General features: G+C 73.1%; 18 protein-coding genes and 1 pseudogene. 7 read left to right on the forward strand and 12 right to left on the reverse strand.

The window, feature by feature from the left end; all coding sequences use genetic code 11:
• Positions 1-78: 78 nt before the first annotated feature.
• A complete protein-coding gene (locus tag PV963_RS41985) occupies positions 79-492 on the reverse strand; it encodes a VOC family protein (RefSeq protein WP_274821684.1) in 414 nt (137 codons plus the stop codon).
• A 164-nt stretch (positions 493-656) separates the two neighbouring features.
• On the opposite strand from PV963_RS41985, the gene PV963_RS41990 reads away from it, so the two are divergent.
• Positions 657-1529 carry an aldo/keto reductase gene (locus PV963_RS41990; protein ID WP_274821685.1) on the forward strand — a complete coding sequence of 291 codons (873 nt, stop codon included), beginning with the start codon at positions 657-659 and terminating at the stop codon, positions 1527-1529.
• 118 nt (positions 1530-1647) lie between these two features.
• Here the strand turns inward: PV963_RS41990 and PV963_RS41995 are convergent, their stop codons facing one another.
• Positions 1648-1878: a hypothetical protein gene (locus tag PV963_RS41995; protein WP_086603867.1), complete on the reverse strand. Its 231-nt coding sequence runs from the start codon at positions 1876-1878 to the stop codon at positions 1648-1650.
• Between the two features lie 211 nt (positions 1879-2089).
• On the opposite strand from PV963_RS41995, the gene PV963_RS42000 reads away from it, so the two are divergent.
• A complete protein-coding gene (locus tag PV963_RS42000; RefSeq protein ID WP_274821686.1) occupies positions 2090-3811 on the forward strand; it encodes a hypothetical protein in 1722 nt (573 codons plus the stop codon).
• Between the two features lie 67 nt (positions 3812-3878).
• Here PV963_RS42000 and PV963_RS42005 read toward each other — a convergent pair whose 3' ends face one another.
• From PV963_RS42005 to PV963_RS42030, 6 genes are all read right to left on the reverse strand, one after another.
• Positions 3879-4520: a cutinase family protein gene (locus PV963_RS42005; RefSeq protein WP_274822285.1), complete on the reverse strand. Its 642-nt coding sequence runs from the start codon at positions 4518-4520 to the stop codon at positions 3879-3881.
• 138 nt (positions 4521-4658) lie between these two features.
• On the reverse strand, positions 4659-5876 hold the full coding sequence (locus tag PV963_RS42010) for a PucR family transcriptional regulator (protein ID WP_274821687.1): 1218 nt from the start codon (positions 5874-5876) through the stop codon (positions 4659-4661).
• A 122-nt stretch (positions 5877-5998) separates the two neighbouring features.
• Entirely contained in the window at positions 5999-6958 is a 960-nt protein-coding gene (locus tag PV963_RS42015) for an alpha/beta hydrolase (RefSeq protein ID WP_274821688.1), read from the reverse strand.
• Between the two features lie 21 nt (positions 6959-6979).
• A complete protein-coding gene (locus PV963_RS42020) occupies positions 6980-10999 on the reverse strand; it encodes a type I polyketide synthase (RefSeq protein ID WP_274821689.1) in 4020 nt (1339 codons plus the stop codon).
• On the reverse strand, positions 10996-12759 hold the full coding sequence (locus PV963_RS42025; protein WP_274821690.1) for a fatty acyl-AMP ligase: 1764 nt from the start codon (positions 12757-12759) through the stop codon (positions 10996-10998). Before PV963_RS42025 ends, PV963_RS42020 begins: the two co-directional genes overlap by 4 nt.
• Before the next feature lie 85 nt (positions 12760-12844).
• On the reverse strand, positions 12845-14425 hold the full coding sequence (locus PV963_RS42030; RefSeq protein WP_425540996.1) for an acyl-CoA carboxylase subunit beta: 1581 nt from the start codon (positions 14423-14425) through the stop codon (positions 12845-12847).
• 272 nt (positions 14426-14697) lie between these two features.
• On the opposite strand from PV963_RS42030, the gene PV963_RS42035 reads away from it, so the two are divergent.
• From PV963_RS42035 to PV963_RS42045, 3 genes and pseudogenes are all read left to right on the forward strand, one after another.
• Entirely contained in the window at positions 14698-15555 is an 858-nt protein-coding gene (locus PV963_RS42035; RefSeq protein WP_274821692.1) for an aldo/keto reductase, read from the forward strand.
• Between the two features lie 110 nt (positions 15556-15665).
• Positions 15666-15962: pseudogene (locus PV963_RS42040) on the forward strand (ATP-binding cassette domain-containing protein); the annotation flags it as partial.
• 163 nt (positions 15963-16125) lie between these two features.
• Entirely contained in the window at positions 16126-16377 is a 252-nt protein-coding gene (locus PV963_RS42045; protein ID WP_274821693.1) for a DUF5133 domain-containing protein, read from the forward strand.
• 17 nt (positions 16378-16394) lie between these two features.
• Here PV963_RS42045 and PV963_RS42050 read toward each other — a convergent pair whose 3' ends face one another.
• Entirely contained in the window at positions 16395-17393 is a 999-nt protein-coding gene (locus tag PV963_RS42050; protein ID WP_274821694.1) for a GlxA family transcriptional regulator, read from the reverse strand.
• A gap of 188 nt (positions 17394-17581) precedes the next feature.
• On the opposite strand from PV963_RS42050, the gene PV963_RS42055 reads away from it, so the two are divergent.
• Both PV963_RS42055 and PV963_RS42060 read left to right on the forward strand, forming a co-directional pair.
• Positions 17582-18055, forward strand: coding sequence for a hypothetical protein (locus tag PV963_RS42055; RefSeq protein ID WP_274821695.1), 474 nt, complete (start codon positions 17582-17584; stop codon positions 18053-18055).
• 139 nt (positions 18056-18194) lie between these two features.
• The gene (locus tag PV963_RS42060) at positions 18195-18398 is read left to right on the forward strand and encodes a hypothetical protein (protein WP_059414305.1); all 204 of its coding nucleotides are present in this window, start codon (positions 18195-18197) and stop codon (positions 18396-18398) included.
• Positions 18399-18429: 31 nt separating this feature from the next.
• Here PV963_RS42060 and tgmB read toward each other — a convergent pair whose 3' ends face one another.
• The 3 genes from tgmB to PV963_RS42075 all read right to left on the reverse strand — a co-directional run bounded on the left by tgmB (position 18430) and on the right by PV963_RS42075 (position 20076).
• On the reverse strand, positions 18430-19413 hold the full coding sequence (gene tgmB / locus PV963_RS42065; RefSeq protein ID WP_274821696.1) for an ATP-grasp ribosomal peptide maturase: 984 nt from the start codon (positions 19411-19413) through the stop codon (positions 18430-18432).
• Positions 19414-19429: 16 nt separating this feature from the next.
• A complete protein-coding gene (tgmA, locus tag PV963_RS42070) occupies positions 19430-19621 on the reverse strand; it encodes a putative ATP-grasp-modified RiPP (protein WP_274821697.1) in 192 nt (63 codons plus the stop codon).
• 131 nt (positions 19622-19752) lie between these two features.
• Positions 19753-20076, reverse strand: coding sequence for a YkvA family protein (locus PV963_RS42075; RefSeq protein ID WP_274821698.1), 324 nt, complete (start codon positions 20074-20076; stop codon positions 19753-19755).
• Between the last annotated feature and the right edge of the window lie 15 nt (positions 20077-20091).

A 20091-nucleotide genomic window follows, 5' to 3' on the forward strand; every position in this document is an offset into this window, starting at 1 on the left:
CCGCACACACCGGCAGTGCACGGCGTGTGCGGGCGGCCCCGCGGGGCGGACGGTCGCTGACCGTCCGGTCGGTCCCGCTCAGCTCTCCGGTCTGCTGATGTTGACCATCCACGGGACACCGAAACGGTCCGTGCACATGCCGAACACGTCGCCCCACATCTGCTTCTCCAGCGGTACCGACACCGAGCCGCCCTCGGACAGCTTCTCCCAGTAGCCCGTCAGCTCGGCGTCGTCGTCACCGCTCAGGCTCACCGAGAAGGGCTGGCCGGGCGCGGACTCCATACCCGGCGGGTTGTCGGCGCCCATCAGGGTGAAGCCGCTGGGGGTCTCCAGCATGCCGTGCATGATCTTGTCGGCGTTCGGGGCTTCCGCCTGGCCGAAGTCGCCGTAGGTGTTGAGGGTCAGGGTGCCGCCGAAGACCTCCTTGTAGAACTCCATCGCCTGCCGGGCGTCGCCGTTGAAGGACAGGTACGGGTTGAGACGCGCGACCATGAGAACCTCCGTGAAGGGGCCGAGGGCCAGGTGCGCGCAGCGTAACGCCGGGCACGGAGAACGGCTCGCCGGGCGGCGCCGTGCCGCAGCGCCCCGCTGCGACGGCGGCGCCGCCAACCGCGCTGTTAGCGTGGCCCCTTGAACAGAGGGGGAGGACAGCGTTCATGACAACGACCACCTTCCGCATCGGCGGGGACCTGGACGTACGCCGGCTCGGTTTCGGAGCCATGCATCTGCCGACCGAGCCCGGCCCCGCGCGCGAGAACGCCCTCGCGGTCGCCCGGCGGGCGGTGGAGCTGGGCGTCACATTGATCGACACGGCCCACATGTACGGCTGGGGAGCGAACGAGGAACTCCTCGCCGACGCCTTGCACCCCTATCCGGAGGGGCTGCTGATCACGACCAAGGTCGGTGTCGCGCGCATCGAGGGCGAGTGGAGGCTCGACGGGCGGCCCGACACCCTGCGTGACCAGGTCGAGCAGGCCCTGCGCCGGCTGCGCGTCGAGCGCATCGAGCTGCTCCAGCTGCACCGCATCGACCCCGAGACTCCGCTCGCCGACCAGCTCGGCACGCTGCGGGAGCTCCAGGCCGAGGGCCTGGTCGGCAGGATCGGGCTGTCGGAGGTCACCGTCGCCGAGCTGGCGCAGGCCCGGCAGATCGTCGACATCGTCAGCGTGCAGAACCGCTACAGCCTGCTCGACCGTGAGCACGAGCCGGTGCTCGACGCCTGTGCGGCGGCCGGAATCGCCTTCCTGCCGTGGCGGCCCGTCGCCTGGGGGAAGGCGGGGGCCGAGTCGGAGATCGCGGCCGTGGCGGCCGACCTCGGTGCCACGCCCACACAGGTGGCGCTCGCCTGGCTCCTCCACCGCTCGCCGGTCGTCCTGCCGATTCCCGGCACGGCCCGCGTCGAGCACCTGGAGGAGAACCTCGCCGCGGCGGACCTCGACCTGACGCCTGCCCACCGCGACCGCCTCGACCGGCTGGCCGGGGAGTGGGGGCCGCATCGGGAGCGGAGTGAGACGGGGCCTCGCACGTGAGAGGGCCCCGCGGGAGGGAGCCCGCTGGAGGGGGACCCACGGAAGGGGACCCCGCGAAAGGGGACCCCGCGAAAGGGGCCCCGAGAAAGGGGCCCCACGGAAGGGGCCCCACGAAGGCTCAGGCCTCGTCGGACGACCCGCTGTTCCAGTCGTACGGGCCACCGCCGCGCCACTCGATCAGCTCGGTGTCGTCGACGGCCGTGTCGGTGGTGGGCAGGCCCTCGCGGTGCAGCAGGTCCAGCACGTCGAAGAGGCTGTAGGCGACGCCCATGCGCTCGCCGTGGATGGTCACCAGCCGTCCGCCGTCCGACGCGGGCGGCTGCACGACCACAGGGGGTTGACCGTCCATAGCCCCACCATGCTCCCGAAACCGCCGGTTCGCAGCTCGGCCGGGCCCATAAGGGGTCCTTGAGCGGGACTGGGACGAGCCGGTCCGGCCCTCGGCCCGAGCCCCCCGGCGCCGGGGGGCTCTGTGCGCCGGTGACAAGGCAAGCTCCGGAAACTGAGTTCTCATCAGCACCCCCTGAGCGCACTCCTGCCCCAGCTCTAGCGTCCGTGGCATGGACATGAACCGTAGGACCAGAGGGAAGTGGCGCGGTGCCGCACTGGCGGTGCTGCTGACCGCCGGGACGCTCACGACCGCCGCTCCGGGCGCCCGGGCCGACGGGGCGCGGACTGAGACGCCGGTCGCGTCGACGTCGCCGGTGACCGGGGTGACGGAGTCGGTGGTGCGGGTGAGGGCGCCGCTGCCGGAGTCGGCCGGGCCGCGTCCGGCCGCCTGCGACTGGCTGTCGTACCTGCGCTACCGCTCCGCCGACGGGCCGGCCGCCTCGGCCGACGCGGACCGGATCCTCGTCGCCCAGCCCGGCATCCTGGAAGGAGCCGGGGCGTTCGACAGCGTGGCCCGCAACACCGTGGCGCGAGCCGCCGAGCAGGGACTGCACATCGAGTTCTGGGCGCTGGACCGGCGCTCCAACTGCCTGGAGGACCGTACCGGCATCGCCTCCGGCGACCAGCACACCGCCGTCGACTACTACTACCGCGGCAAGCAGGTCGACGGCCGGACCTTCGGCGGCTTCGCCGGCAACGAGAAGCTGGGCTGGATGGCGAAGCTCGGCATCGAGCAGACCGTACGGGACCAGTACGACCTGCTCACCGCCGAGTTGCCGGACCAGACGCAGCGCAAGCGGAAGGTGCTGTGCGGCGGGCACTCGCTGGGCGGTGTGATCACCGGGTACTTCGCCGCCGCCGACTTCGACGGCGACCGGGCCACCACGGCCGACGCCGGCTACAACCAGTGCGCCGGCTACTTCGCCCTCGACACGACCGTCTCCACCTCGCTGGCCGACCTCAGCGGCAGCCTGCCGGACGACACCAACCTGCCCGACATCGGCCTCGGTTACGGCGTGGTGCAGGCCGGGCTCGACAGCGGGGTGCTGCCGCGCACGCTGTCCGCGCCGGTGCTGCTCAATCCCGAGACCATGACGCTGCTCGGCATTGCGGGGATGGGCGCCCTCAAGGCCCCGGACGCCGAAGCGAGCCTGCCGGGCTACCTGCCCTCCAACCTCAACATCGAGGCCACCCACCGCGTCCTGTTCTCCAAGGACACCGCAGCCTTCCTCGCCGGCAAGCCCGCCGTGAAGGACTTCCGGCTCACCAACGGGGCGGTGCTCGGGGCGCTGCTGGACGACAACTCCGTACCGCTGGCGTTCCTCCAGACCAGCGTCGGCTTCTTCGACGGCGGGCCGATCGCCGACAAGCGCTTCCCCGTGGCCAACGGCGGGGCGCAGCAGCCCGGGCTGTACGGCACCGCGTACAAGGCCATCCCGGACCGGCCGCAGGGACCGCTCTACACCTGGCGCAACTACGACCGCGTCGGCGACCCCGACGACCCCGGCTACCGCTCGGCCGACGGCACGCCGTTCACCGGCCCCGGCGAGGAGGTCACCGACATCCGGCAACTGGCCCGCAGCCTGGCCGAGCAGCCGCTGGACTTCACCGAGCAGTACTTCCCGACCAAGCTGGTGACGGACATCCAGATGGCCGGCTCGCCACAGGTCAAGAAGCTCGTCGTGCATCCCGACGGGCTCAAGGCCAACCCGGTCCTCACCGTCCTCGCCGGCGAGGGCCTGCTGGCCGGCCGGGTCCCACCCGAGCTCCGCCCCGTCATCGCCGACGGCTACCAGCACCTCGACGTACTGACCGCCGCGCCGACTCAGAACAACGGCCGACCCGAGCCGGTCTCCACCAGCCTCGCCGGGTTCGCGCGGTCGCCGCGCTGACCCTCCGCGTACGCACACAAGGGGCCCGGGAGGAGATCCTCCCGGGCCCTTCGGTGTGCTGCCGGGCTCAGAGCCTGCCCGCGGCGAACGTCGCCGCTGCGTCCGCGTCGTCGCGGTAGCCCAGGTGTGCTCCGACATCGCCGCCGCCGCTCTCGCAGACGGGGTCGCCCTTGGCGCAGATGTCCAGGGTGCGGCTCTGGTACGTGCCGGTGACGCTCTTGCCGATGGCTCGGATCGGGTTGCCGAACAGCAGCACCGCGGCGACCTTCGGCTCGACCGCCGTGGGCAGCGTGGCCACGATCGGGCTGCCGACCACCGCGCCCGCGCTGCTGATGCCGATCGAGTTGTCGACGACGTTCGCGCCCTGCGAATAGCCGACGAGAACGAACCGCTGATTCGGGCAGGCGGCGGCCTGGCTCTTCACATGGTTCACCAGGTCCGCGTTGCCCTGTGCGGCAGACGTCGGGGAAAGGTTTGCGGGATAGTTCACCGCGTAGCTGGAGAGGCTCTTGCCCGCCGCTTTCTTCTGCAGTGCGGAATACACCGGGTCGCCGACGATGAAACCGAGCGTGCCCGGCTCGAAGGTGCCGCGCGCCGCGACGACTTCGACGTCCGAGCAGGCCGCGGCCGCAGCCGGTGGAGCCGAGAGGGTGGCAAGTCCGGCCCCGCCGGCCAGCGAGAGCGCGGCGAGAGACAAGCGGATACGCATGGGGAATCCTCCGCGGGTGAGGCGCATCGAGCGCCTGCGAAAAAGGACGGCCCGAACGTATTCGCTTTCCCTGACCAGGTGTTATGGACTGGATTATGGAATCGCCGCTGTTTTTTGTCGCCGATTGAGTACTGGGATTCAGTTCTGTGGTGTGCTCAGTGACTCCGCGCGCAGCGCGAGAATCAGGTCGAGGCGGGTTTCCGGATCGTGCAGGGCGTCGCCGAACAGCTTCTCCAGCTGCCGCAGGCGGTAGCGGACCGTCTGCGGGTGGATGTGCAGCCGCACCGCGACGTCCGGCACGTTGCTGCCGCTGAGCAGCCACGCCAGCAGTGTCTCGGCGAGCCGGTCGCGCTGCCCGGCCGAGACCGTGTCGAGGGGCGCGAGGACCCGCTCCTGGAGCCGTTCGAGCAGCGGCTCGTCGCCGTACAGCAGCAGGGTCGACAGATGGTCGGCGCACCGCACCACACCCTGGCGGGGGAGGACCCCGCGTCCCATCAGCCCGAGCGCCCGGGTGGCGATGCGCAGTGACTGCGCGGCGTCGGTGACCGCGACCGTCGGGCCGATCGCGGCGGGCCGGCCGCGCAGCGCGAGCGTGAACGCCCGGCCGAAGCGACCGGAGCCGTCCGGGTCGGGCACCAGCATGCGCGGCGGCCGGGACTGAATGTCCACCAGCGCGCCCGCCGCTGCCAGCGGCCGGTCCTCCTCCCGCCGGTCCGGCGCCGCCGCGAGCGCCACGACGGCGACCGTCCGGGGCACCGGCCAGCGCGCGCTGTGCGCCAGGTCCTGCACGGCCTCCAGCGCCACCGGCCCGTCCTCCAGCAGCAGGTCCAGCAGCCGCCTGCGGCGCCGCTCCAGCTCGTCCGAGCTGCGCAGCTGCGCCTCCGCGTAGCCGGCCGCGGCCGCCTGCGCGACCTCGTGCACGGTCCGGAAGGCGAGCTCGCCGAGCGCCGCCACGACCGTGGAGTCCAGGCCGAGTTCCTCCGCCGTTTGACCCATCAGCCGCCAGGCGTGCAGCCCCCCGACCCGCAGTGCGGACTGCAACGCGTCCAGGCTGCGGCCCTCCAGGGCCTCGCCGCGCCCGAGTTCGTAGTACGTCGCCGCGAGCGCGCCTCCGTCGTCGCGCGGTTCGGCGATGTGGTCGACGAACAGGGTCAGCGCCTGCACCACACCGGCCCGCAGGTTCCTGCCGTACGCCCCGTCGGCGGGCCGCGCGTACTCGGGAACCTGACGGCGTACCTCCTCCTCCACCTGGTCGGCGACGGCCGCGAGCTGGGCGCGCAGCAGCTCCGCCAGCTCGGGCGGCATCGGTGGCATACCGGGGCGGTCCGGCACGCCGTGCTGGGCGGGCACAGCCATCACGGGCACTCCTTTCGGCCGGAAGCGGCTCACCCGCGGACTGTAACCGCTGGGACGAGGGGGAAGTCCTGTGTTGGACGGACGACCCCTGCGCTCCGTTCCGTGCCCCGACGGCACCCCCGTCACTCCGGCACGCCCAGCGCACGGGCGAGGACTGGCCACGAAGCTGTGAACTCAGGCTTCCAGTGGGCCCAGTCGTGTCCCCCTCCCCGATAGAAGTGCGTGGTCGCCTGGATACCCATGAGGGACAGCGTGCGGGCGAAGCCCTGGGCCGAGGGCCACAGGGCGCTTTCCAGAACCCCGGGCAGCGGATCGCCGCCGCTGCCGCCGCCCACTCCGCTGCCCTGCGAGACGTACAGGGCGGTGCCGCGCAACCCCGTTGCGCGGGCCCGCGGGTTGAAGTCCCGCCAGGTCAGCAGGTTCAGCAGCGGATGACCCCACAGGGACGCGGCCGGCAGGTTCTCGCGGGCCACGATGGCGTCCATGATGGCGGGAACGCCGGGCGCGGTGGTGTCGAGGATGCCGCTGTAGGAGGCCGCGGCCTTGAACGCCCCGGGGTGGCGGGCCGCGTGCGCCATCGCGCCGTAACCGCCGGTGGAGACCCCGGCGACCGCCCGTACGCCGGAGGCCCGGTAGTCCCGGGCGAGCAGCGCCGGCACCTCCCGCACCTGGAACGTCTCGTAGTCGGGCCCGCCGCGCCAGACGCTGGGGATGCCGGTGGGGCCCGCGTCCGGCATCGCCACGATCAGGTCGCGGCCCTCGGTGAAGGCCTCGATGTCGGTCTCCCGGGTCCAGGACGTGTAGTCGTCGTGGGCGCCGTGCAGCAGATACAGCACGGGATACGTCCGCTCCGGCCGCGTAGCGAAGTCCGACGGCAGGATCAGCCGGACCGGCGCGCTGCGGCCGAGCGCGGCGGAGGGCACGGACACGTCCAGCGTGCGCGGCCCGAGCCGGGTGGCGGCCCCGGCACGGGCCGTGCCGCTCGCGGCCCCGAACAGGACGGCGAGGCCGGCGGCGGCCGTCGCTCTGGCGACGGTGCGCCGGGACACTCCGGCAGCGGGCTTCGGCGGCAGATCGGGCATGGCGGCTCCTCGGGTTGCGGTTCAGGGGGCCCGTTCGGCGAGCACCCGGCTCAGGTGGGCGGCGATCTCGTCGACGTGCGGCGGATCGAGCAGCGACAGATGGTGACCGGGCACCGGCACGATCTCCAGGCGCGGGCACACCTCGTCCCAGCCCAGCGCCACGTCGTCCCGTTCGTACGCCGGGTCGCGCACGGTGTGGGGCGCGGGCTCGGTGGCCCGGTACAGGACGACCGGCCCGTCGTAGCCGCCGGGCCGGTGCGACTCCCCGATGCCCATGTCCAGGTAGGAGGCGCGCTGGTGCTCCAGCGCGGCGGGCGGCACCTCGGCGGCATCGCGCAGCGCCCGCAGCACCATGTCGATGCGGTCCCGGTCGTCGTCCATGGCCACGAGCTCGTCGTACGGCAACTCCAGCCGCACCCCGTAGGCGTCGGCGACGTGGCCGGCGAAGCCCTCGAAGTGTGCCCGGATCCGGTCGGCGCGTGTGAGGCCGGGCCGGGGGAGGGGGCGTACGGAGTCGATGAGCACGACCAGCGGCACCTGCCGTCCGGCGGCGGTCAGCTGCCGCGCGGTCTCCTGGGCGACGAAGCCGCCGAAGGACCAGCCGCCCAGCAGGCAGGGCCCCTCGGGATGGGCGGCGTCGATCGCCTCGGCGTAACGGCGTGCTTTCTCCGGCACGGTCCGGGCCTCCTCGATCCGCTCCAGCCCGTACACCGGCCGGTCCTCGCCGAGCCGTTCGGCGAGCGTCCGGTAGACGGTGACCGGGCCGCCGGCGGCGTGGGCGAGGAACAGCGGGGGCCGGGAACCGGTGGCGCGCAGCGGGCGCAGCGGGGTGTCCTCGCGAGGGAGGGCGTGCTGGATCCGGGCGGCGGCGTCCTCGACGGTGGCGGCGGCGAACAGCTCGCGCAGCGGGAGTTCGATGCCGAACTCGCGCTCCACGGCCGTGCGGACACGGACGGCCATCAGCGAGTCGAGACCCAGATCGGCCAGGGCGGTGCCCGGGGTGACACGGGTGGGCGGGTGGCCGGTGACGGCGGCGATGTGGTGGATCAGCCGGGCCAGGACCGACGGCGGTTCTGCCACGTCGGCGGGAGGTTCCTCCGGCTCCGGCTCCGGCACCGGCTCGGTGCGGGCCCGCCCGTCCGTCCACCAGTGCCGTACGTGCCGCCACCGGGGCACCGGCAGGTCGACGACCCGGCCGGGCGGCACGGGCAGCCGCTGGCCCGCCACGTACAGGGCGCCCAGCTGCCCGGCGAACGCCTCGGCCCCGTCGGCGTCCCGGCGCAGGGTGGCCAGGGCGAGGGCGTCGGGCACGGTGTCGGCGACGGCTCCGGTCAGCACCGGGTGGGGCGAGATCTCGACGAACGCCGTGTGGCCGTCGGCCGCGGCCGACGCGAGCGCCCGGTCCAGGCGGACGGGCCGCCTGAGGTTGGCCGCCCAGTGGGCCGCGTCGAACACGCAGTCGCCGCGCGGGTCGTCGAGGACGGTGGAGTACACCGGGACACGCGGCCGCCCGCCCCGGATGCCGGACAGCGCGTCGGCGAGCTCCGGCAGCAGCGGGTCCACCTGGGGCGAATGCCCGGCGCCGACGACCCGCATGGCCCGGGCCGCCCGGCCCTGCCCCTCCAGCCGGCGCACGAGCCCGGCCACCGCCGCCTCCTCGCCCGTGACGACCTTCTGCCGGGGAGAGGAATGCACGGCGACATGCACACCCGGGAAGTCCCGCTCCAGGGACTCCAGTTCGGCGTCGTCCAGGTCCACCACGGCCATCGCGCCGCCGCTCAGCCCGCTCAGCAGCCGGGCCCGTACGGCGATGACACGCGCCCCGTCCGCCACGTCCAGCGCGCCCGCGCACACCGCCGCAGCGACCTCGCCCATGGAGTGGCCGATCACGGCGGCGGGCTCGGCCCCGTACGAACGCCACAGCTCGGCGAGTGCCAGCTGAAGGCCGAACAGCACGGGCTGGGCGACGTCCAGGCGGTCGAGGCCGGCCCCGGAGGACAGGTGGTCGTACAGGGACAGACCGCACTCCGGGGCGAGTTGCGGGTCGAGTTTCTCGACCGCGGCGGCGAACGCGGGTTCCTCGGCCAGCAGCCTGCGCCCCATGCCCGGCCACTGGCTGCCGTAACCGGAGAAGACCCACACCGCGCCGCGCCCCACCCGGTCGCGGTCACCGGTCGCCACCCGCGCGTCCGGGCGTCCCGCCGCCAACGCGCCGAGGGCATCGCGGAGTTCGGCGCGGTCCCGGGCCACCACGGCGGCGCGTACGGGACCGCGGCCGGTGCGCCCGGCCAGGGTCCGGGCCACGTCGGCGGGGTGCGCGGTGCTCTCGCGCAGCCAGTCGGCGAGCCTGCCCGCAGTGTCGCGGACGCGCCCGGCGTCGAGGTCGGACAGCACATACAGACGGGCGACGGGCTCCTCGGCCTGCCGTACGGGGACCAGGCCGGGCGGTCCCTCCTCCAGCACCACATGCGCGTTGGTGCCGCCGAAGCCGAACCCGGAGACGCCCGCGAGGGCGGTGCCGCCGTAGCGGGGCCAGGGCTCCGGCTCGGTCACCAGCCGCAGCCGCTCATCGGCGAGGGACGTCCCCTCCGCGCAGTGCAGGGACGGCGGAATGCTGTCGTGGTGCAGGGCCAGGACGGTCTTGACCAGGCCCGCGATGCCCGCGGCGGACTCCAGGTGCCCCAGGTTGCCCTTGACGGAACCCAGCAGCAGCGGCTGGTCCGGGTCGCGGCCCGCGCCGAGCACCGCGCCCAGCGCGCCCGCCTCGATCGGGTCGCCCAGCGGGGTGCCGGTGCCGTGCGCCTCCACGTAGTCGACCTGCGCCGCGGCGAGCCCCGCCCGCCCGTACGCGCTCTCCAGCAGCGCTTGCTGGGCGGCCGGGTTGGGCGCCATCAGGCCGTTCGAGCGGCCGTCGGAGTTGACGGCGGTCGCCCGGATGACGGCCAGCACGCGGTCGCCGTCCCGCTCGGCGTCGGACAGCCGCTTCAGGATCACGGCCGCGCAGCCCTCGCCGCGCCCGATGCCGTCGGCCGCCGCCGAGAACGGCTTGCACCGCCCGTCCGGTGCGAGCGCGCCCGCTCTGCGGAAGGCGACGGTGACGGCCGGCGACAGCAGCAGGTTGACCCCGGCGGCGATCGCCGTGTCGCTCTCGCCCGAGCGCAGGCTGACGCAGGCGTGGTGCACGGCGACCAGCGAGGACGAGCAGGCCGTGTCGACGGCGAGGCTCGGCCCCCGGGTGTCCAGGACGTAGGCGAGCCGTCCGGCGGTCACGCTCAGGGCGCCCCCGGCCGGAGCCCAGGGATCGACGGCGGCCGGATCGGCGCCGGTGAGCTGCCCGTAGTCGGGGGCCGACACCCCGACGAACACCCCGGTGGCGGTGCCCGCCAGGGACCCGGCCGGGACGGCGGCGTGGTCGAGCGCCTCGTGGACGACCTCCAGCAGGATCCGCTGCTGGGGATCCATCACCGCCGCCTCGCGCGGGGTGATGCGGAAGAAGTCCGCGTCGAACCCGGCGATGTCGTCGAGATAGCCGCCGTACGGATGCGCGTCGGCCGGCGGGAAGTCGGTGAAGTCGCGCCAGCGGTCCTCCGGGACACGCCGGATCGCGTCGACGCCCTCGCTCAGCAGCCGCCAGTAGCCGTCCGGGCCGTGCACCCCGCCGGGCAGCCGGCAGCCGACCCCGACGACGGCGAGCGGCTCGGTCGTCCCGAGCGGCAGTCCGGCTCGCTGCGGCACCGGCGCTGCTGCCTCGGCTCCGGAGGCGACCGGGCCTCCCGAGGCGACCGAGCTGTCCGAGAGACCCGTGCCGCACAACCGCGCCACCAGCGCCTGACCGGTGGGCGTCTCCCACAGCAGCGTCGTCGGCAGCTCGCGGCCGGTGGCCCGGGACAGTTCACCGGCCAGGGCGACCGCGTCCCGCGAGGACATGCCGAGGTCGGCGAGCGGCCGGTCCATCGGGACGTCCTCGGGAGAGGAGCCGTACCAGACGGCCACCCGCTCGGCGATCAGCCGGCGCAGCGCGCCCTCGTCCAGGGGCCTCATCCCGCGGCACCCGCCGTCGCCGCACCGGCCTGCCCGCCGTACGCGCCCTCCAGATACCGGGCCCGGGTCAGCGCCCGCGACACCTTTCCGCTGGAGGTACGCGGCACCGTGCCCGGCGGCACCAGGACGACGTCGGCCAGCCGCAGCCCGTGCCGGGCGGAGACGGCACCGCGCACGGCCCGCACCACGGCCGGCACGTCGAGCCCGTCGAGGCGCGCGGTCCGCGCGTGTTCCGCCACGATCACCACCCGCTCACCGCCGTCGCCCGGCACGGCGAACGCCGCGAGCCGGTCCCGGCGCACCACCGGGTCCGCGTCCTGGGCCGTCGCCTCGACGTCCTGCGGATAGTGGTTGCGGCCGTCGACGATGATCAGGTCCTTCAACCGCCCCGTGACGACCAGCTGCCCCTCCAGCACCGTCCCCAGATCGCCCGTCCGCAGCCAGCCGCCCGGAGCGGCCGCGGCGTCCGCGAACTCGGCGCCGAAGACGTCCTGCGCTCCCCGGTTCCAGTAGCCCCGGCCGACATTCGGCCCCTGCACCCAGATCTCGCCGACCTCGCCCTCCGACAACAGGGCCCGCGTCACCGGGTCGGCGATACGGACCCGCTGGCCGGCCGGGGTGCCACATCCCGCCAGCAGCACAGCCCGGGGATCGTCCGGCCGCGCCGGCAGGGCCTTCCCGGCGGCCAGGGCGTCACGGTCGAGCGCGAACCGGCTGAGCGGCTCACCCGGGCGGGCCGCGCAGACGAACACGGTGGCCTCGGCCAGCCCGTACGACGGGCAGTGCGTCCGCGGTGCCAGCCCCTGCCCGGCGAACGCGGCGTGGAAACGGTCGGCCGTGCCCGGGCGGACCGGCTCACTGCCGTTGATCAGCGCGGTCACCCGGTCCAGCCGCAGGCCCGCCTTCTGGTCCTCGGAGACGCTCGCGGCGCAGTAGTCGTAGGCGAAGTTGGGCGCGGCGCTCACGGCGTTCGGATGCGCGGCGAGCAGCCGCAGCCAGCGCACCGGCTCGTGCAGGAAGGCGGCCGGGTCCATCAGCACCGACAGCACCCCTCGTGCCACCGGGGCCGCGACGCTGAGCACCAGCCCCATGTCGTGGTAGAGCGGCAGCCAGCCCACGCAGGTCACCGGGCGGGCGTCGGCACCGTAGGCGGTGAGCGCCTGGCGGGCGTTGGCGACGACGTTGCCGTGGCTGATCTCCACACCCGCCGGGGCACGGGTCGAACCGGAGGTGTACTGGAGATAGGCGGTCGCCTCGGCGTCCGGCGGGACGGGCCGCCAGTCGCGGGCGGCGTCGTCGGTCACCTGGTCCGCCACCACGATCCTCGGTCCGTCGGGGCCGACGAAGTCACGCACCTCGTCCCGGCAGCGGCTCGTGGTCACGACGACCGAGGGACGCGCGTCGGCCAGGACACCCGCGAGCCGGTCCGCGTGCCCGGGCAGGCCCGGCGGATACAGCGGCACGGCGACCAGGCCGGCGGTCAGGGCCGCGAGGAAGGCGGTCACGTACTCCGTGCCCTGCGGACACAGCAGCGCGACCCGGTCCCCCGGCCCGGCCTGGTCGGCCAGGCGCGCGGTCAGTGCCCGCACCCGCACGTCCAGGCGGCGCCAGGTCAGGGTGCGGTGGACGCCGCGCGAGTGCGGTGCCGGGTGCTCGACGAAGGTGAACGCCCGGCGGTCGGGGGTGTTTTGGGCCCAGTGCCGGACGTACTCCGGCAGCGTGGGGCACACGGGCGCGAGCGGGGGGCGGCGGCTGTCCATCAGGCGGGGCTCCTCACGGCGCGGATCGGCGTACGTCTCTGATCGCGTACGTCCCGGATCGGCTCAAGGGTCACGAACGGGGAGGTCAGAGCGGGATGTTGCCGTGCCGGCGTTCCGGCATCGGCGCGCGTTTGCCGCGCAGGGCGCGCAGCGCGCGGCAGACCTGCTCCCGGGTCTCGCGCGGCGCGATGACGGCGTCGACATAGCCGCGCTCGGCGGCGAGGTAGGGCGTGCCGTGGGTGCGCTCGTACGCGCTGAGCAGGCGGGCACGCAGCGCCTCGGGGTCGTCGGCCGCGGCGAGTTCACGCCGGTGCAGCACGCCGACGGCCCCCTCGGCGCCCATGACGGCGATACGGGCGGTGGGCCAGGCGAGGTTCACGTCGGCGCCCAGGTGCTTGGAGCCCATCACCGCGTATCCGCCGCCGTACGCCTTGCGCACCACGACCGTGACCTTGGGGACGGTCGCCTCGGCGTAGGCGTACAGCAGTTTCGCTCCGCGCCGGATGATGCCGGCCTGCTCCTGCCGAACCCCGGACAGATAACCGGGCACGTCGGCGAAGGTCAGCAGCGGGATGCCGAACGCGTCGCAGAACCGCACGAACCGCGCCGCCTTCTCCGAGGCGTCGATGTCGAGGACCCCGGCGGCGTGCAGGGGCTGGTTGGCGACGACTCCCACCGAGCGGCCCTCGATCCGGGCCAGGGCGCAGATGATGTTCGTCGCGAACAGCTCCTGCACCTGCAGCAGTTCACCGTCGTCGACGACCGCGTGCAGGATCGCCCGCATGTCGTACGCCTCGCCCAGCCGGTCCGGGACCACCGCGTCGAGGTCGGCGCCGGGCGGCGGGTGCCCGGGCGCGTACTCCGGTGGCCGTTCGAGGTTGTTGGCCGGGAGGTACGACAGCAGGTCGCGCACGGTGTCGAGGGCGTCCTCCTCGTCGGTGGCCAGGAAGTGGGCGTTGCCGTTGACGGTGTTGCTGGTGCGGGCGCCGCCCAGTTCCTCGGCCGTGGTGCGTTCGCCGGTGACCGTCTCGATGACGTCCGGACCGGTGACGAACATGTGCGAGGCGCCGTCCACCATCACCGTGAAGTCCGTGATCGCCGGCGAGTACGCGGCACCGCCCGCGCACGGACCCAGGACGACCGAGATCTGCGGGATCACCCCGGACGCCTTGACGTTGCGGCGCACCAGCTCGGCGTAGAGGGCGAGCGAGGCGACACCTTCCTGGATGCGGGCCCCGCCGGAGTCGTTCAGGCCGATCACCGGGCAGCCCGTCTTCAGGGCCAGGTCCATCAGCGCGACGGTCTTCTCGCCGAAGGCCTCGCCCATGCTGCCGCCGAACACCGTGGAGTCCTGGGCGAACACGCACACCGGGCGGCCGTCGACCGTGCCGTACCCGGTGACCACGCCGTCGCCGTAGGGGCGGCGGGCGCCCTCCCCGGCAAGCCGGGCCCGGACGAACAGGCCGGTCTCCGTGAAGGAGTCCTTGTCCACGAGCCGTTCGATCCGCTCCCGGGCCGAGAACTCCCCGCGTCTGCGCGACCCGCCCGGGGCCACCGCCTGGTCCCGGCGGCGCTCCAGGCCCGCGACGCGCTCCGCGGTACTCCCGGGCGTGTGCGCCGCCGTTTCCCCCGGACCGGATGCTGTCACCTCTGTGCTCACAACCACCTCCGCAGCGGTTCTCGAATATGGCAGCGCGACAGGGGAGGGCCGGGCGGATCACCGTTCTGTGTGGGTGAGTTGAGTCCAACGGCGCCGGGTTTCATCCCCGCGTGACAAGGGACCGCCGGGTCCGGCCGCCCCGGAACGGGCGCGATTCAGCTGCCGGAGTGCTGAATGCGTTCTCCTTCTTCTATTGGACCTTGGGCCTTCCCGGCGTCCACGCTGGAGTGCACCATCGCCCGACAGCCTCAGCGACAGCCGGAAGAGGTCACGAGCACATGCACACCCGCCGCATCGGTGATGTCGACGTCAGCGCGATCGGCCTGGGCGCGATGCCCATGTCCATCGAGGGACGACCCGACGAGGAACGCTCCCTCGCCACCATCCACGCCGCGCTCGACGCCGGGGTGACCCTGATCGACACCGCGGACGCCTACCACCGCGACGCCGACGAGGTCGGTCACAACGAGACCCTGATAGCCAAGGCCCTCGCCTCCCACGACCGCGGCGGCGACGTCCTGGTCGCCACCAAGGGCGGCCATCTGCGCCCCGGCGACGGCAGCTGGACGCTCGACGGCAGCCCCCGCCACCTAAAGGAGGCCTGCGAGGCGTCCCTGCGCCGGCTCGGCGTCGAGGCCATCGGGCTCTACCAGTTCCACCGCCCCGACCCGCGCGTCCCCTACGCCGAGTCCGTCGGCGCGATCCGGGACCTGCTGGACGAGGGCAAGATCCGCATGGCCGGCATCTCGAACGCGAACCCCGAGCAGATCCGGCAGGCGGGCGAGATCCTCGGCGGCCGGCTGGCCTCCGTGCAGAACCAGTTCTCCCCGGCCTTCCGCTCCAGCGAGCCGGAGCTGGACCTGTGCGACGAACTCGGCATCGCGTTCCTGCCCTGGAGCCCTCTCGGTGGCATCTCGAAGGCCGGCGAACTCGGCTCGGGCCACGCCCCCTTCGCCCGCATCGCCGAGGCGCACGGCGTGAGCCCGCAGCGCGTGTGCCTGGCGTGGATGCTCGCCAAGTCGCCCGTGGTCGTCCCGATCCCGGGCGCCAGCCGCCCCGAGACCATCCGCGACTCGCTCGCCGCCACCGAACTCACGCTGACACCGCAGGAACTGGCGGAGCTGGACGCCGCCTGAGCAGACCACGAGACCCGGGGCCGGCCACGCGCCGCCCCGGGTCTCGTGCTGCGGACACCCCGCGAAGTCACCGCCCCCACCCGTTGGTGTACTCCGGGCCCGCAAGGGGCGAGGGCAAGGCGGAGCTCACCGCCCTGCGCGGAGCCGTCACCTTCGAGCACGTCGACCACGCCTACGAGACCGACGGGCGCACCGCCGTACGGGACTTCACCCTGGACGTCGCACCGGGCGAGACCATCGCCCTCGTGGGCGCGTCCGGCGCCGGCAAGCCCACCGTGCTCAACCTCGTCATCGGCTTCATCCGCCCCACCTCGGGCCGCCTCCTGCTCGACGGCACCGAGATGAACACCCTCGACCTGCGCACCTACCGCTGCTTCCTGTCGGTCGTGCCGCAGGAGTCGATCCTCCCGGCTCCTGCACGGACGGACCACGTTCGTCGCACCGGCCAGCTCATCTGATGGTCAGTCAGATACGGTCAGTTTTCGTCAAATCCGCCCCTGGTGAGAAAAACGTGTGAATGTTTCCGCGTGGTTCGGGCATACGCAGCGAAAACAGAGAGAGGGGCGCTACGTGCTCGTACCGGACCGGAAGGTCGTCAGGGAGTTGCTGACGCGGTATGCGTCGCTGAGGATCGCTCAGGCGGAGAGGCACGTGCCGACGGCGGCACGCGAGCTTGAGGACGTCAGCTATACGCTGTGCGTGATGATGGGAACGTCCGACATCACCGACGCCATCGCCCAGGCCGACGCCCTGCTGCTCACCAAGAAGCGGTCCGAGGAAGCGGACGCGGACGGGGAGAACGGTCTGACGCTGGTCGGCTGACTTCTCGCAGGACCCGGTCATGAACCGGGTGGCGCCCCGGCGGCCCGTGAACGGGCCGCCGGGGCGTTCGCCTTCCCGTGGAACGCCGTGCGATACGCGTACGGCGTCGTCCCCACTACCTTGCGGAACCGCTCCCGGAAGGCCGTCGGTGAGCCGAACCCCGCCTGCCGCGCGATCCGTTCCACGCAGTGGTCGGTGTTCTCCAGCAGGTACTGGGCGCGCCGCACCCGCGCCCGCAGCAGCCACTGCAACGGCGTGGTGCCGGTCTGCTCGCGGAAGCGGCGGCTGAAGGTCCGCTCGCTCATCCCCGCACGCTCCGCCAGCGCGCCCAGCGTCACCTCGTGCGCGAGGTTGTCCTCGATCCACTCCAGCACCGGCTCCAGCGCCGACCCCCGCGGCACCGGCGGGTGCTCGTGCACGATGAACTGGGCCTGTCCGCCCTCCCGTTCCAGCGGCATGACCGACATCCGGGCGATGTTCGCCGCGACGGCCGACCCCAGATCCCGGCGGATCATGTGCAGGCACAGGTCCAGCGCGGCGGCCGCACCGGCCGAGGTGAGGATCTGCCCGTTGTCGACGTACAGCACGTCCGGCTCCACCTCGACCTGCGGGAAGCGGCGGGCCAGCTCACCCGCTGCCACCCAGTGCGTGGTGGCGCGCAGCCCGTCCAGCAGCCCGGCCTGCGCCAGCACGAACGCCCCCACGCACACGGACGCGATCCGCGTACCGGCCGCGGCCGCCTGCCGCAGGGCCGCCAGCACCAGCTCGGACGGCGGCGCGGCCTCGGGGGAGCAGCCCGGCACGATGATCGTGTCGGCCTCCGCCAGTGCCTCCAGCCCCCGGTCGACGAGCAGGGTGAAACCACCGTCCGCGCGCACCTGCGGCGTCTCGGCACACAACCGGACCCGGTAGGCCGGACGCCCGTCCGGCATGTGGGTCCAGGCGAACGTCTGCTGGGGCGCCGCCATGTCGAACGGCACCACTTGGTCGAGAACCAGGATCGCCACGGAGTGCATGACCGCCACCCTAGGCGCGTTCCCGCCAGGCGCACGAGGCGCCGATGTGCCGGCCCGCGGCACGAGAGAGCAGGTCACAGGAGTTGGCGGGAATCCGTTGGAAGCTGTCGATTCAGCCCATGGGTGATCGCGCCCGGACTCCCTAACGTGGGCCCGGCACCGTCGACCGCATCATGGAAAGAGTTCCGGTGACCAAGATCCTGCTGTCCCTGCACGTGCTGGCCGCCATCGTCGCCATCGGTCCCGTGACCGTCGCGGCCAGCATGTTCCCGCCCGCGGCACGCCGCGCCGTCCCCGCGGGCGGCGACGCCCCCGATCCCTCGGCGGTGAGCACGGTCGCGCTGCTGCACCGCATCTGCCGCGTCTACGCCGGTATCGGGCTGACCGTCCCGCTCTTCGGGTTCGCCACCGGTGCCGCGATGGGCGTCCTGGGCAGCGGATGGCTCGTGACGTCCATCGCACTGACCGCCGCTGCCGCCGGCATCCTGGTCGCCTTCGTCCTGCCCCGCCAGGAGGAGCTCCTCGGCCAACTGAACGGCGAACGGGCCGTCGAACACCGCAATACCGTTCAACTCGCCATGTTCACCGGCATTTTCAACCTCCTGTGGGCGACGGTCACCGTTTTGATGATCGTCCGGCCGGGCTCCACGACAGGAGCCTGAGCCCCGGCTGCCCGCATGTCACGGATGTCCGGTCTGCGTCAAGTCCACCCGGGTAATTCACACTCCGGGACACCTGTCCGCCTAGACTCGTCCCTCTCGCCCCCGCACGGGGCCGACGAGCAGAAAGGCGCGTTGACGGGTGTTCCAGGATTCCCCCATCTACGACCGACTCATCGCGGAGTGCGGCGATGTGCCCGCACAGGTCCGCCGCGAGGCCGAACGCGTGAGCAGGGAACTGGAGTTGGTCATGCGGCCCGCACAGTCCCCCGGCTACGACCGGCCGCACTCCCCGGGCACCGGGTGGCAGCGTACGGCCATGCTGCCCGGGCCGCGGCCGCAGTGAAACAGGACCGGTGGACGGCCGGTCCCGGTACTCAACAGGCCCTCGTGTTGGCGCCGTTGACGTGCGACGGCGCCTCGGGAACGGGGCGCGCCAGCCACTCGGCGATGGTGCGGGCGATCGGCTGCCCCGTCTCCACCTCGACGAACCCGAACTGCCCCGACTGATTGCACTCAAGGAACCACCAGGTCCCGTCGGCGTCCTCGACGAAGTCGAAGGCCCCGTAAGCCAGTTCTGCCTCCCGCAGATAGGCCCGGACGCCCGGCGCGATGCACGACGGCACGTCGGTGGGCCGCCACGGTGCGCCGGGCGCGGCGAACCGCACGTCGACCTCGTCGGGGTCCGCGTCCGCGGCGGTCGCCTTGCGGGCCGCCAGCATCCGCTCACCCACCACGGTGAGACGGATGTCGGCCCGCTTGGAGATCCGCCGCTGAAGCAGCGTCGGCCCGAACGCGACCGCGGAGAAGTCCGTGTCCGGTGGGACACGGCTGGTCGGCACGGCCCGGGGCGGGTCCTGCGGATGCGCGCCCGACACCGGCTTGACCACCAGGTCCGGGTAGCGCTCCGAGAACTCGCGCGCGGCGCGCGGGAAGGTCGTGATCAGCGTCGCCGGCACGGGCAGGCCGCACCGCTGGGCGAGGCGCAGCTGCCAGGGCTTGTGCCGGGCCCGGCGGGCCGCGTCGGGGTGGTTCATCCAGCGCGCGTCCGAACCCCGCAGCATGCCGTAGAGCGCCTGGGCGGCCTCCTCGGTCAGCCACGCGGACGGCTGGGCCGCCCGCCCGGCCGGGGTGCCCGGCCGGCGTACCCACACCGACCGCAGCCCCCCGATGCCCACCAGCCGCCCCCCGGCGGACAGATGGCCGCGGAAACGGCCGTGGACGTACTCCCCGGACAGCGCGACACCACCGGTCAGATCGGCCGGGTCGACGCGGACCACCGGAACCCCCGTCGCGTTCAGGTGCACGACCACCATGTCCGCGGTCACATCCTCCTCGCAGGTGAGGATCAGTACCGTCATCTTCGGCGGCCCGCGGTCAGTCGTCGAAGTGCGTCTTGGAGCCGGCGGTGGACGTCGTGGTGCCGACCTCTCTCAACAGGGCGAAGTCGCAGGCGGCCACCCGGCCGTCGTGGAGCACGTTCAACTGCAGTCCGGCGTCGTACACGTACGGAGTGGCAGCTTCCAACTCCACTGCCGGGCGCGCGTAGTTGAGCGCGAACGGTTGCATCGTCTCTCCCTCGTCGGTGCTGCGCCGATCAAGCCGGATCCAGGGGCACGGCCACCCGGTCCGCCGACTCGTTTCGGCTCCCAGAGACTTATACGAATCGAACGGGTGGTTGGTTTCCTTACTTTCCGTAGTCATCGGGCCGGTTGGCGGTCCGGCCGGCGGTCCGGTCGGCGTGTCGTGCTGCGCTCCCGTTCGCCGAGGGAGCCGCGGACAGTGCGCAGAGCGAGCAGCAGGACGCCGATGTCGTCCAGGTACACAGGATCGGGCAGCACGTCGGCAGGCAGCACGAAATAGACAACCGCGCCCCAGAAGACCCAGCGCGGGCCCGTGGGCAGTCCCGCGCGCCGCAGTTCGCGCCGGGTTCTGACCAGCCGCACCAGGATGCCGACGGCGAAGACGAGGACGATGGCCGCGAGAACCGCGGCCAGGGTGATCACCGTAGTGGTCGTATCCACGGGCTGCCCTCCTCC

It is taken from the genome of Streptomyces coeruleorubidus (assembly GCF_028885415.1).
In the GTDB taxonomy this organism is placed as follows: Bacteria; Actinomycetota; Actinomycetes; order Streptomycetales; family Streptomycetaceae; genus Streptomyces; species Streptomyces coeruleorubidus_A.